This window comes from Microbacterium sp. JZ101 (assembly GCF_053903175.1).
The window spans coordinates 3,445,577-3,459,133 of sequence record NZ_CP096400.1; the positions used below are offsets into that span (position 1 = coordinate 3,445,577).

11 protein-coding genes are annotated in these 13,557 nt (G+C 70.1%); 1 reads left to right on the forward strand and 10 read right to left on the reverse strand.

All coding sequences use genetic code 11. From position 1 onward, the window contains the following. Positions 1-4 precede the first annotated feature (4 nt). From mnhG to M1D56_RS15875, 6 genes are read right to left on the reverse strand one after another with little or no spacing between them, the layout of a single operon-like run. Positions 5-385, reverse strand: coding sequence for a monovalent cation/H(+) antiporter subunit G (mnhG, locus tag M1D56_RS15850; RefSeq protein ID WP_456284179.1), 381 nt, complete (start codon positions 383-385; stop codon positions 5-7). After that, positions 382-648, reverse strand: coding sequence for a monovalent cation/H+ antiporter complex subunit F (locus M1D56_RS15855; protein ID WP_271172459.1), 267 nt, complete (start codon positions 646-648; stop codon positions 382-384). Before M1D56_RS15855 ends, mnhG begins: the two co-directional genes overlap by 4 nt. After that, positions 645-1,235, reverse strand: a complete 591-nt coding sequence (locus tag M1D56_RS15860) for a Na+/H+ antiporter subunit E (RefSeq protein WP_282978282.1) — start codon at positions 1,233-1,235, stop codon at positions 645-647. The genes M1D56_RS15855 and M1D56_RS15860 overlap by 4 nt, the downstream gene beginning before the upstream one ends. Further along, positions 1,232-2,788, reverse strand: coding sequence for a Na+/H+ antiporter subunit D (locus M1D56_RS15865; RefSeq protein WP_324013406.1), 1,557 nt, complete (start codon positions 2,786-2,788; stop codon positions 1,232-1,234). The genes M1D56_RS15860 and M1D56_RS15865 overlap by 4 nt, the downstream gene beginning before the upstream one ends. Further along, positions 2,785-3,345 carry a Na(+)/H(+) antiporter subunit C gene (locus tag M1D56_RS15870; RefSeq protein WP_271172462.1) on the reverse strand — a complete coding sequence of 187 codons (561 nt, stop codon included), beginning with the start codon at positions 3,343-3,345 and terminating at the stop codon, positions 2,785-2,787. The genes M1D56_RS15865 and M1D56_RS15870 overlap by 4 nt, the downstream gene beginning before the upstream one ends. Then, the gene (locus M1D56_RS15875; RefSeq protein ID WP_456284180.1) at positions 3,342-6,272 is read right to left on the reverse strand and encodes a Na+/H+ antiporter subunit A; all 2,931 of its coding nucleotides are present in this window, start codon (positions 6,270-6,272) and stop codon (positions 3,342-3,344) included. Before M1D56_RS15875 ends, M1D56_RS15870 begins: the two co-directional genes overlap by 4 nt. A gap of 160 nt (positions 6,273-6,432) precedes the next feature. Between M1D56_RS15875 and nucS the strand changes: the two genes are divergently transcribed. Continuing rightward, positions 6,433-7,128 (forward strand): endonuclease NucS, encoded by a 696-nt coding sequence (gene nucS, locus M1D56_RS15880; protein WP_282978287.1) that lies wholly within the window; start codon positions 6,433-6,435, stop codon positions 7,126-7,128. A gap of 243 nt (positions 7,129-7,371) precedes the next feature. Here nucS and M1D56_RS15885 read toward each other — a convergent pair whose 3' ends face one another. Genes M1D56_RS15885 through M1D56_RS15900 form a run of 4 tightly spaced genes read right to left on the reverse strand, consistent with a single transcriptional unit; the run spans position 7,372 to position 13,533 of the window. Continuing rightward, entirely contained in the window at positions 7,372-10,371 is a 3,000-nt protein-coding gene (locus M1D56_RS15885) for an alpha-mannosidase (protein WP_456284181.1), read from the reverse strand. Positions 10,372-10,395: 24 nt separating this feature from the next. Then, entirely contained in the window at positions 10,396-11,238 is an 843-nt protein-coding gene (locus tag M1D56_RS15890; RefSeq protein WP_456284182.1) for a carbohydrate ABC transporter permease, read from the reverse strand. Continuing rightward, positions 11,235-12,191, reverse strand: a complete 957-nt coding sequence (locus M1D56_RS15895; RefSeq protein WP_324013396.1) for a carbohydrate ABC transporter permease — start codon at positions 12,189-12,191, stop codon at positions 11,235-11,237. Before M1D56_RS15895 ends, M1D56_RS15890 begins: the two co-directional genes overlap by 4 nt. After that, complete coding sequence (locus M1D56_RS15900) at positions 12,184-13,533, reverse strand: extracellular solute-binding protein (RefSeq protein WP_421074895.1); 1,350 nt, start codon at positions 13,531-13,533, stop codon at positions 12,184-12,186. Before M1D56_RS15900 ends, M1D56_RS15895 begins: the two co-directional genes overlap by 8 nt. Positions 13,534-13,557: the final 24 nt, after the last annotated feature.

The window sequence follows — 13,557 nt, forward strand, 5'->3', positions numbered from 1 at the left end:
AGCGCTAGTCTCGCGGGTGGGGCGGGCTCGCGAGCTCGTCGCTCGAACGGGCGTCGGCGGCGAGCTCGTCGACGAAGAGGCTCTCCTCGTCGATCGTCCTGTTCCGGTACGCCTGGCGGCCGACCATGTGCGCCGAGAGCGGCGCGGTCGCCATCTGGATGACGACGATCGGCACGAGCATCGCCACGGCCGCCCATGACCGCAGCGACAGCGCGGCCGCGATCGCGATGAGGAGGAGGCCCAGCACCTGGGGCTTCGTCGCGGCGTGAAGGCGCGACGGCACGTCGCGGAAGCGCAGGAGGCCGATCGCGGCCGTGAGGCACAGCAGCGCCCCCAGCAGGACGAGAACGAGGGCCGTGGTGTCGAGGATCTCGTCGCCGCTCACCGGTCCTGCTCCTTCCGCGCGACGAACCGGGCCACCGCGATCGAGCCGAAGACGCCGATCGCGGCGATGATGAGCATGATCGGCAGCGTGCGCGTGTGCTGGTTGATGACCGCCTCCGCGCCGAGAACGCACAGCACCATGCTCAGCAGCACATCGCTCGCGACCGCGCGATCCAGGATCGACGGGCCCACGACCATCCGCACGATCGTGAGCGCGGCAGCGATCGCGAAGACCGCGAGGATGGCGATGACGAGCGGGTTCATCGGGCGCCTCCCTGCGCGATGCGGTCCTCGACGGCAGGTGCGCCGTCCCGGATGAGCGCGACATCCTCGCGCGAGCCGACCGCGCGCACGGCGCGCGCCTCCCAGCGGAGAGCGGATGCACGCTGGCTCTCGACATCCGCCGCCGAGCGGACGCCGATCACGTGCAGATACAGCACGCGGTTCTCGCGATCGGCCTCGACGACGAGCGATCCCGGGATGAGCGACGTCGCGACCGCGGTGTGGGTCATCACGAGGTCGTCGTCGATGCGCAGCGGGACGCGGATGATCGCGGCGCCGGGCTGCCCGGGCGTCAGGGTCTGCCACGCCACGGTGAGCGCACCGCGGACGAGCGATGCGAGGAAGACGACGACGAAGACCACGCCGAACCAGATGTTGACGCGTCCCGAGAGCTCAGCCGTCGGCAGGCGGAACACGGTCGTCACGAACAGCGCGATGACGAGTCCCGTGACCGCGGCGAGCACCGTGAACTGGCCCCAGAGCAGCATCCAGAGCACGACGAGCCAGACGAAGAACGGAAGCTGCCGCCAGACCCGGCTGAGCAGGGTGCGGGGAGCTGCCGGGCTCATGCTCCGCCCTCCACGTCCTCGAGCTGGACGAGCGAGATCGGCTCGAGCAGCGACTGGCCGATCCGCTCGCAGACATCGTAGAGCGGGCCCGCGAAGACCGTCAGGCCCACCGTGACCGCGACCATCCCGACCGTCGCGGTCGTCATGATCCGCGGGATGACCCGGCGCTCGGTCTGCACACCCGCCGCGGGGGCGTCGGAGAGGTGCGAGATGCGGGCCTCGGTCTCGGTCGAGTCCTCCTCCTCGCGCCAGAACGCGAGGTTCCACGCGCGCATGAGGGCGTACAGCGTGAGCAGCGACGTGATGATGCCGCCCGCGATGACGACGTACATGAGCGGAGTGCCCACGCGGGCGGCCGCCTCGAAGAGGGCGAACTTGCCGATGAAGCCCGAGAACGGCGGCAGGCCGCCGAGGTTGAGCGCGGGGATGAAGTACAGCGCCGCGAGCAGCGGCGCCGCCGCGAACAGGCCCTTGACCTTGAGGATCGACGTCGACCCCGCGCGGCGCTCGATGAGGCCGACCGCGAGGAAGAGGGTCGTCTGCACCACGATGTGGTGGACCATGTAGTAGATCGTCGCCCCGACGGCCTCCTCGGTCGCGATCGCGAGCCCGAAGATCATGTAGCCGACGTGGCTCACGAGCGTGAAAGAGAGGATGCGCTTGAGCTCGGCCTGCGCCACGGCGCCGAGGATGCCGACGAGCATCGTCGCGAGGGCGACGACGAGCAGCAGCGCGTTGATGTCGGAGTCGTGGAAGAGCTGCGTCTCGGTGCGGATGAGCGCGTACACGCCCACCTTGGTGAGGAGGCCGGCGAAGACGGCCGTGACCGGTGCCGGCGCGGTCGGGTACGAGTCGGGCAGCCAGAACGACAGCGGGAAGACGGCCGCCTTGATCGCGAAGGCGAGCACGAGCAGCACGTGGATGACGAGCTGCACGTCGGAGGGGAGCTCGACCATCCGCTCGGCGATCTGCGCCATGTTCACGGTGCCGAGCGCGCCGTAGATCACGGCGATCGACGACAGGAAGAGGATCGACGACACGAGCGACACGACGATGTAGACGACGCCCGAGCGGATCCGCGCCTTCGTGCCGCCGAGCGTGATGAGCACGTACGACGCGACGAGCAGGATCTCGAAGCCCACGTAGAGGTTGAAGAGGTCGCCCGCGATGAAGGCGTTGAAGATGCCCGCCGCGAGGATGAGATACGACGGGTGGAAGATCGAGACGGGGGTCTCGTCGTCTCCGTCCGCCGCGCCCTGGCCGACCGAGAAGAGGAGGACGGCGAGGAGCACGACGCTCGACACGGCGACGAGAAGGGCCGCGAGCCGGTCGACGTACAGGACGATGCCGAACGGCAGCGGCCATCCGGCGACCGACACCGCGAGCGGCGTGCCGAGGTCGACCGCGATGAGGAGCACGACCGCGAGCACGAACGTCACGCTCAGCGTGAGGATCGACAGCGTCACCTGGAGGCGGCGCCGGCGGCCGAAGATGAGGGTCAGGGCCGCCCCGAGGAGCGGGATGGCGACGAGGAGCGGCACGAGGTTGCTCACGGGCTCTCCTCCCCTCGGTCGTCCTGATCGGCGCGGCGTCTGTATTCCGAATCCGGTATGTCGACGGGGGCGTCATCCTGCAGGCCCGGGGCATCCGCCGCGTGCAGGAGCGTGATGGGCGACGCGGCGACCCCGACGAAGTCCGTGACCGACTCGTCGCCGGTCTCCGCGTCCTCCTCCTCGACCTCGAGCACGTCCTCCGTCTGGATCGCGCGCTCGCGCAGCGACAGGTCCTCCTCGTCGTCCTCGACCGTGTCGGCCCGGCCGAGCTGCCACGACCGGTAGATGAGCGCGAGGAGGAATGCGCTCACGGCGAAGGTGATGACGATCGCCGTGAGCATGAGGGCCTGCGGGAGGGGATCGCTCTGCGGCCCGTCGTCGCCGTAGAACGGCGAGACCCCGGGGTACCCCATGACGGTCAGCAGCAGGAGGTTCGTCGCGTTGCCGAGGAGCAGGAAGCCGATGAGAACGCGCGTGAGGCTCCGCTCGAGCATCGCGTAGACACCCGCTGCGTACAGGCCGGCCATGATCGCGATGAGCGTGAACGAGGTGGTCATCGGGTCACCGCCGTCTGCTCCTGGGCATCCTTCTCGGTGCGCAGCTGGCGGTCCACCTCGGCGCCGAGGCTCCTCAGGACGTCGAGCACGAGCCCGATGACGACGAGGTAGACGCCGATGTCGAAGATCGTCGACGTGACGAACTCGACGTGGCCGACGAGCGGCAGATCGGCCTCCCAGACCCCGCGCGTGAGCGGGTCGAGCCCGAACAGCAGCGGCACGACCGCGGTCCCCACCGCGAGCACCATCCCGATGCCCAGCAGCTGGCCGGCGTCGCCCGGCGCCGCGACCCCGAGCTCGTATCGCCCGCCGGCGATGTACCGCATGACGAGCGCCATGCCGGCGACGAGCCCGCCCGCGAACCCGCCGCCGGGCAGGTTGTGGCCTGCGAAGAGCAGATAGAGCGACACGACGATGATCGTGTGGAAGAGGATGCGCACGATCACCTCGAGCAGGATCGAGCGCGCCTCGCGGCTCATCCGCTGTCCGCCGACGAGCCACGCGCGCGGCCGGTCGCGGTTGGCGCTCGTCTCGGTGCGGATCCCATCCGTCGTCTCCACGAGCGGGCGCGTGCGGCCCGCCTTGCGCGCGGCCCGCGGGAGCTTCCGGGTCGTCGAGCGCAGCGTGTCGGAGCGGTGCGTGACGAACACGAGCGACGCGACGCCGGTCGCCGCGAGGACAAGCACCGAGAGCTCGCCCATCGTGTCCCACCCGCGCAGGTCGACGAGGGCGACGTTCACGATGTTCCGGCCGTGGCCGATCTCGTAGGCCATCTCGCCCCACGCCGTCGAGATCGGCTCGTGGATGCGCGCACTCGAGGCGAGGACGGCCACGACCGCCATCGTGATGCCGACCGCGATCGCGAGGACGGCGCGCGCCACGGGGGCCACCGAGTCGTTGTGGCTTCCGAGCCGAGACGGCAGTCGGCGCAGCACGAGCGCGAAGGCGATGAGGGTGATCGCCTCCACGAGCACCTGCGTGAGCGCGAGGTCGGGAGCGCCCTCGACCGCGAAGAGCACGACCATCCCGAGCCCCGTGACCGAGACGAGCACGACGCCCGTGTAGCGCTTCCGCGCGCGCACCGCAAGGATGCCCGCGGCGATCATGAGCGGTGCGGCGGCGAGCTGCACGGGGTGCTGCCACGCGTCGAGCGCGACGCGCCACTCGTGGCCGGCGAGGAGCACGGTCCCCTCCGCGGCGACGAACACGACGAAGATCGTCCCGACGTACAGGGGCAGCGACCCGCGCTGCGTGAGCGAGGTCACCGCGACCGACAGGCGGTCGACCGTGCGGGTCGTCGCGTAGTACACGTCGGCCGCCTGGATGCGCAGGACGCGGCCCGATGCATCCCAGCCGGTGCGGCGCGCGACCCAGAAGACGCCGGCTCCCGCGACGATCGTCAGCAGCGACAGCAGGAGCGCGGGCTCGAGACCGTGCCAGAGCGCGAGGTGGTAGTGCCCGTCGCCCAGGGCGGTGTCGGCATAGCCCGACAGGACGTCGTCGAGGAGCGGCGCGACGAGCCCGCCCGCGAGCGCGAGCGACGCGAGGATGAGCGGGGACGTGAGGAACCCGAGCGGCGGATCGGGCCAGTGCGTCTGCTCCCGCTTCGCGCCGCTCGCGTCGCGCTTCGTCCAGAACGCGCCCCAGACGAAGCGGATGCCGTACGCGAGCGTGAGCGCCGATCCGAGCACCACGCCGACGAGGGCGATGAGACCCCAGACGTCGCCCGCGAGCGCCTCGTCGAGGAGCGCCGTGAAGGCGGCCTCCTTCGCCACGAACCCGAGGGTCGGCGGCAGGCCGGCCATCGTCGCGACGGCGACCATCGAGAGGGCTGCCATCGTCGGCGCCTGACGGCCGACGCCGCTCAGCTCGTCGATGTCGCGCGTCGAGAGCTGACGGTCGATCACGCCCACGACGAGGAAGAGGGCCGACTTGAACAGCGCGTGCGAGAGGAGGAGCGCGATGCCCGCGAGCGCGGTGTCTCGCGCGCCGAAGCCGATCACCGTCGAGATGAACCCGAGCTGGCTCACCGTGCCGAAGGCGAGGATGCGCTTGAGGTCGGTCTCGCGCAGCGCCTGGACGCCGGCGAGGATCATCGTCACGACGCCGAGCGTGACGACCACGGGGCGCCAGGGGTCGCTCTCGGCGAAGGCGGGAGCGAACCGGGCGAGCAGGTAGATGCCCGCCTTCACCATGGCGGCGGCGTGGAGGTAGGCGCTGACCGGAGTCGGCGCGGCCATCGCACCGGGAAGCCAGAAATGCAGGGGGAACAGCGCCGACTTGCTGACGGCGCCCACGAGCAGGAGCACGAGCGCCACATCGACGAGCGGACCGGTCGGCGCGAGCTCGAGGATGCCCGACAGGCTCGTGGTGCCCGCGACCACGACGAGGATCACGACGCCGACGAACATGACGAGGCCGCCGAGCGTCGTCACGAGGAGCGCCTGCAGGGCAGCACGGCGGCTGGCGGCACGTGTGTGATAGTGCCCGATGAGGAGGTACGAGAGGATGCTCGTCATCTCCCAGAACATGACGAGCATGACGGCGTCGTCGGTCAGCACGAGCCCGTACATCGCCCCCGCGAAGGCGAGGAGCACCGCCGAGAAGCGCCCCAGACCCGACGTCTTGCCGCGGAAGTACACGCGGCAGTAGAGCATGACGAGCGCGCCCACGCCGGTCACGACCAGGGTCATGACCCAGCTCAGCGTGTCCATCCGCATCGAGAGCGCGACGTCGAGCGGCCCGATCCAGGTGTATGACTCGAACGGAATGGGGCCGTCGATCACACGGGGCGAGACGACCACCGCATGCACGAGCGCCGCGAGGGGGAAGAGGGCCGCGACCCAGAAGACCCGCGCTCCGAGCCACTTCGCCAGAACCGGAAGCAGAAGCGCTCCGCCCGCGAACATCGCCAGGAGCACGAGCATAGGCATCTCCTCTGGCTCGTCGCGCGCGGCGGGTCAGGTGCGGGGTTTCCCTCCATTCTAGGTGCCGATCCGCGTGATCCTGCCGAAAACCTGGGAAATGCCCTCTGCGGCATGCATCGTGAGGCGCTCCAGAGCCCCTCTCGACGGTTAGGCTCGTGCGGTGCGTCTCGTCATCGCCCGCTGCTCCGTCGACTACACCGGTCGACTCAATGCGCATCTGCCGCTCGCCACGCGCGTGCTCATGCACAAGGGCGATGGGAGCCTGCTCGTGCACTCGGACGGCGGCTCGTACAAGCCGCTGAACTGGATGAGCCCGCCCTGCCGTCTCGACGTCGTCGAGCCGGATGAGGAGCTCGCCTCGGCCGGGGTCGTGCAGGTGTGGAAGGTCACGCACAAGAAGACCGGCGACGCCCTGACGGTGCGCATCCACGAGGTGCTGAGCGACACGCAGCACGACCTCGGCGTCGACCCCGGCCTCATCAAGGACGGCGTCGAGGCCGACCTGCAGCGCCTGCTCGCCGAGCAGGTCGATCTCATCGCAACCGGCGCGACCCTCGTGCGCCGGGAGTACCCCACCGCGATCGGGCCCGTGGACCTCCTCGTGCGCGACTCGGCCGGCGTCGCGATCGCGGTCGAGGTGAAGCGCCGCGGCGACATCGACGGCGTCGAGCAGCTCACGCGGTACCTCGAGCTTCTCGGCCGCGACCCCCATCTCGCACCCGTGCAGGGCGTGTTCGCTGCCCAGGAGATCAAGCCGCAGGCCCGCGTGCTCGCAGAGGACCGCGGCATCCGCTGCCTGACCCTCGACTACGAGGAGATGAAGGGCATCGAGTCGGGCGTCCCCCGACTGTTCTGAGGCCGTCCTCCGCCCAGGTCGCACTTACCGGCCCCAAACCGGCCAATACAGACGCCAACTGCGACCTGAACAACCCCTCCCCCACCCAAGTCGCACTTCGCGGCCCCAAACCGGCCGATACCGACGCCAACTGCGACCTGAACAACCCCTCCCCCACCCAAGTCGCACTTCGCGGCCCCAAACCGGCCGATACCGACGCCAACTGCGACCTGAACAACCGCGGCCGGCGAGACGGACCAGCCCCTAGGCCCGGCGCAGGCGCAGGGTCACGAGCTCGAACGGCCGCAGCTCCAGAGCAAGTGGATCGCCTGACCCGGGCTCCAGCGCGCGCTCGAGGAGGTCCGTCCGCCGCGCATCGGCGACCGCGAACCCCGGCACGAGCCGGCCCGAGGCACGCGCCCCGCGGGCCTCGTACAGGCGCACGACGACGTCCCCTGACCCGTCCTCCGCGAGCTTGACCGCCTCGACGAGGATCGAGGGCGCTCCATCGATCGTCACGATCGGGTCGACGGGGCGGCCGCGCCGGACGCGACGGGGCAGGTTGAGCCGGTAGCCCTCTGCCGCCGCGTCGAGGACCCCGCCAGTCGACACCGCATGGCGGAAGACGTGCACGCCCTGGTCGGCCTCGGGGTCGGGGAACACCGGCGCCCGCAGCAGCGACTCCCTCACGCGCGTCGCGCCGCCCCCGCCGGCACGCGCACGGCGCGTCACGTCGTGGCCGTACACGCGGTCGTTCGCGACGGTGACGCCGAAGCCGGGCTCGTCCACGTGCAGCCATCGATGCGCCACGGTCTCGAACCGCGCGGCATCCCACGACGTGTTGGCGTGGATCGGGCGGCGGATGTGACCGAACTGGATCTCCGACGCCGCCGCGTCGGCGAGCACGTCGACGTCGAACGCGAGCTTGAGGAGCTTCTGCCGCTCGTGCCAGTCGACCGTCGTCTCGATGTCGAGCGCGGCGCCGTGCGGCGCGATCCGTAGGCGCTGCACGACGGACGACCTCCCCACCTCGCGCTCCACGACGACCGCGTCCTCCTCGATCCGGATGGCCGCGGTGCGGGCGGGCGCGAGCGGCGTGCGGTTGAAATGATGGTCGATGTCCCACGCGTCCCACTGGTTCGGGGTGTCGCGGAACAGCTGCAGCACGTTGCCGCGCCCCTCGGGCGGCACGACCTCGCGGCCAGCTCGGCGGTCGACGAACGACACGATCTCGCCGTCGGCGTCGATCACGACCCGGAGGGCGTCCGACTCGAGCACATACCCGCCGTCGGCCTCGCGCACGGATGAGCCGGCGCCATCCGCTCGTGTCGGCGCTGCGGCGAGCGCCGGCGCCCCGTGGAGCGCGATGGGCGCCGCGTTGAACACGACCTCCTCGTCGCCGTCGCCCGCGAGCACGTCGAGCGCGTCGGCGATGAGCGCCTCGAGGTCGTCGGCCACGCGCGCGTAGTTCTCCTCGGCCTGCTGGTGCACCCAGGCGATCGACGAGCCGGGCAGGATGTCGTGGAACTGCTGCAGGAGCACGGTCTCCCATGCGCGGCGAAGGGCATCGGCCGGGTACGGCGCCCCGTGCCGCACGGTCGCGACGGTCGCCCACAGCTCGGCCTCGCGCAGGAGGTGCTCGCTGCGCCGGTTGCCCGCCTTGGTGCGCGCCTGCGACGTGTACGTGCCGCGGTGGAACTCGAGGTAGAGCTCGCCCGACCAGGTCGCCGGCGACGGATGGCCCGCGCGGGCCTGCGCGAAGAAGGCGTCGGGGCGCAGGAAGTCGACGCGAGGCGACCCTTCGAGGTCGCGCTTGCGGAGGCCGGTCTCGATCATCTCGCGCGTGGGCCCTCCCCCGCCGTCGCCGTAGCCGAACGGCACGAGCGACAGATCGCTGATCCCGCGCTCGGCGTTCTGGCGCTCGGCGCGCGCGAGGTCGACCGCGCCGAGATCGGAGTTGTACGTGTCGACGGGAGGGAAGTGCGTGAAGACGCGGGTGCCGTCGACGCCCTCCCACAGGAAGGTGTGATGCGGCATGACGTTCGTCTCGTTCCACGAGATCTTCTGGGTGAGGAAGTTCTCCGATCCCGATGCCGCGACGATCTGGGGCAGCGCACCGGAGTATCCGAAGGAGTCCGGCAGCCACACCTCAGTCGTCTCGACCCCCAGCTCGCGCAGGAAGAACCCCTTGCCCGCGACGAACTGGCGAGCGAGCGCCTCGCCGCCCGGCATGTTCGTGTCGGATTCGACCCACATGCCGCCCACCGGCGCCCACCTCCCCTCGGCGACGCGCTCGCGGATGCGCGTGAAGAGCTCGGGATAGTGCTCCTTCATCCACGCGTACTGCTGCGCCGACGACGCCGCGAACACGAAGTCGGGGTAGCGGTCCATGAGGTCGAGCACGTTCGAGAACGTCCGCGCGCACTTGCGGATGGTCTCGCGCACGGGCCAGAGCCACGCCGAGTCGATGTGCGCATGGCCGACGGCCGCGACCCGGTGCGTCGAGGCGGGGGATGCCGCGGCGAGCGCGGGCGCGAGGCTCTCCCTCGCGAGCGCCGCGGTCCCCGGGACGTCGTCCGGATCGAGGACGTCGGAGGCCCGCTCGAGGGCACGGAGCAGGCCCGCGCGCCGCGTCGATCGCTCGGGAAGCACCGCGAGGAGACCCTCGAGCGTCGACCAGTCGCGCTCGAGCGCAGCGACCTCGCGATCGCGCAGCACGAGGCGCACGCCCCCGAAGCGGTACAGCGGGTCGCTCCCCGCGGTCGCCTTGTCGCCGAGCGCGGTCGGGCGGAACTCCCAGTCCGACCCCACATCGGGGTTCGAGGCCGCCTCGATGAGCACGTCGACGTGCGCGGCTGCCGCATCGACGGCGACCCAGTCGTTGCGCGGCTCGAGTCCCTTGAGCACGCTCCCGTCCGGCGTGTAGACGAGGCCCTCGCACTGGAAGCCGGGCTGCCCCGAGATGAACCCGAGATCCACGACGAGCTCGATGTCGTGCGTCCTCGCCTGCGCGCGCTCGCGCCATCCGCTCGGCACCTCCGCGCGCACCCGGAACCACGTCGTGCCCCACGGGCGCCCCCACGCATCACCCGATGCGATGGGCCTGAAGCCGTCGCGCGGCACAGCAGCGAAGGGCACCGGCTCGTCCGGCGCCTCCCACGCATCGACCTCGATCGGCGCCTGCTCGGCGCGGATGGCCGGGGCGATGCGATCACGGTAGGTGCGGGCGATGCGGCTCGCGATCAGGGCGGAGTCATCGTGCATGGGGATTCCTTTCCGGGGTGCGCGTCAGCCCTTGACTGCGCCCGCGAGAGCGAACGATCCGCCCGAGAGCCGTGTGACGAGGACGTACAGCGCGAGGACGGGGAGCGAGTAGATGAGGGAGAACGCCGCGAGCTGCCCGTAGGCGACCGCGCCGTACTGTCCGAAGAAGGCGAAGATGCTCACGGCCGCGGGCTGGCGGTCGGGGCTCAGCAGCAGCACGAACGGGACGAAGAAGTTCCCCCACGCCTGCATGAACACGAAGATGAAGACGACGCCGATTCCCGAGCGCATGAGCGGCATCACGACGCGCGTGAGGGTGGTCAGCATCGATGCGCCATCGACCCACGCGGCCTCCTCGAGCGAGATCGGCACGGAGTCCATGAAGTTCTTCGTCATCCAGATCGCCATCGGGAGGGACGTCGCCGCGAGGAAGAGGACCGTTCCGAGGACGGAGTCGATGAGGTTGAACCACACGAACAGCATGTAGACGGGCACCATCATGGCGGTGATCGGCAGACAGGTGCCGAAGAGCACGCCGTAGAGGAACGGCTGGTTGATGCGAAGCCGGTACCTCGAGAGGGGATACGCCGCGAGGACGGCCACGATCACGGTGATGATCGCGCATCCTCCCGACAGCACGACGCTGTTGAGCAGCGGTCGGAAGGCGAGCTCGGGCGTGAGGACCGCGGTGAAGTTCTCGAGCGTCCATTCCGCAGGGATCGCGACCGACAGCGTGGCGGACCGGTCGAAGGACGCGACCAGGAGCCACCCCATCGGGAGGAGGAAGGCGACGCCGATCACGACCAGGATGAGGTTGGCCGTGAGACGCAGCCCACGCCCTCGCGGCGACGTCAGTGCGAGCGTCATCGGTCTGCCTCCGGTCGCAGAGCGCGGATGTACACGATCGAGAAGATGCCTCCGACGACGAGCAGGATGGTCGCGATCGCGGTCCCGAACCCGAGCTCGGAGAACTTGAACGCCTCCTGGTAGGCGAGGACGGGGAGCGTCGACGAGGAGGTGCCGGGGCCGCCCCCGGTCATCACGTAGATGAGCGTGAAGACGGACAGCGTCTGCAGGGTGGTGAGCATGAGGTTGGTCGAGATGCTCCGTCGGATCATCGGCACCGTGATGTAGGCGAAGCGCTGCCATCCGCGCGCGCCGTCCACCTCGGCCGACTCGGTGATCTCCGGCGGCACCTCGGCGAGCGCCGCCGAGTACACGAGCATCGAGAACGCGGTGCCGCGCCAGATGTTCGCGAGGATGACCGAGAGCATCGGCGCGTCGTACAGCCAGGACGGACCCTCGACGCCGACCAGCCCGAGCAGCGCGTTGAGCGTCCCGTCCTGCGCGAAGAACGCGTACGCCGCGAACGACGCGACGATCTCGGGGAGCACCCAGGCGCCGACCACGATCGTCGCCACCACGCCCCGCACGATGGCGGCCGACGAGCGCATCGCGAGCGCGAGGATCATCCCGAGAACGTTCTGGCCGATGATCGCCGAGCCGATGAGGAAGACGAGCGTGAGGACGACCGACTGCGGGAAGTCCGGATCGGAGAAGAGATCGATGTAGTTCTGGAATCCGACGAACTCGACGTCTCGCGCGGCGGCGCCCCTCAGAGCCGCGTTCGTGAAGGCCCCGTAGAACGAGCTGATCACGGGCCCGAGCAGGAACACCGCGAGGAGCACGACGGCGGGCAGAAGCGGGAGCGCGCGCACCGCGTCGCGACGGAGCCGCCCGCGCGGCGGGCGGGGACCGCCCCGTCGTCGGCGCGGGTCCACGCCGACGACGAGAGCGGTCTCGGACAGGACGTCAGCCATCCTGCGTGTTCTCCTCGCCCACGATGTCGACGACCGCCGCGTCGTACGCGGCCGCGGCTTCCTCGGGCGTCTGCTGCCCCGTCATGACCGCCTCCATGGCCACGGTGATCTCGTTCGAGATCTGCGCGTAGTCGCTCGTCGCCGGGCGGTAGTGCGTGACGTCCACGAGCGAGGAGAAGAACTCGAACGACTCGTTCGCTGCGGTGTACTCCGGGTCGTCGGCGACGTCGGAGCGCACCGCGATCTGGCTCGCCGCGATGTCGTATGTCTGCGAGTTCTCCTTGTTCAGCGCGAGTGCGATGAAGTCCCACGCCGCATCGGGATTGTCCGTTCCCGCGCCCATCGCGAGCGTCCATCCGCCCGACATGCTCGTCGCGCCCGGCTCCTGGCCGTTCTGCGTGGGCATCGGCGCCTGGCCCATCACCTCGCTCCACTCCGGCCACGGAGCGGTTCCGGTCTCGAGCCACGTGCCGCTCAGCCACGAGCCGTCGAGCGCGATCGCCAGCTTGCCCTGCGGCAGCCATTCGGCGGCGACCTTCGTCCCCACGTTCGTGTCGAGCGCCTCCTGCGGCGTCGGCCCGAGCTCACCCTGGTAGACGTCGGCGATGAACTGCAGCGCGTCGACGAACCCCTGGGAGCCGGTCACCCACTTCGAGGTCTCCGTGTCGTAGAGCGTGTCGTCCGTGCCGTACAGGAGCATCTCGAAGCCCTGCATGGCCGCGGCCTCCCCCTGCGGCTTGCCGGCGTACACGTTGAGAGGGATGACGTCAGGGATCGACTCCTTGATCGTCTGCGCTGCATCGAGGACGTCCTGCCAGGTCTTGGGCTCCCACGGGACCGGCAGCCCGGCCTGCGCGAACAGCTCGGTGCTGTACCAGAGCGCACGCGTGTCCGTTCCCATGGGGATCCCGTAGATCTTCCCGTCGTCGCCGAGCCCCGCCTGCTTCGCGTTGTCGAAGAACTGGTCCCAGTCGTCCCACTCCGCGACGTAGTCGTCGAGAGGAGCCAGGTAGCCGGCGTCCACGTCGGACTTGATCATGAAGGTGTCCTCGTACATGACGTCCGGCGCCGTGGCGGGCGACTGGTTCATGAGAGCGAGCTTCGTGAAGTAGTCGTTCTGCTGTGCCTCGATCGGCACGAGCTCGACCGTGACGCCCTCGTGCGCCTCCTCGTAGTCCGCCTTCACGTCCTGGAGGAGGTCGTCGAGCTGGGTGAACGTCCCGAACTTCTGGTACGCGACGCGGATCGTGTCCGCATCGCCGCCTGCCTCGCCGCCTCCGCAGCCGGAGAGCAGCAGCGCACCGGCCCCCAGCAGTGCCAGCGACGTCATCGTCCTGCGCATCATGAGACTCCCTTGTCCGCATCG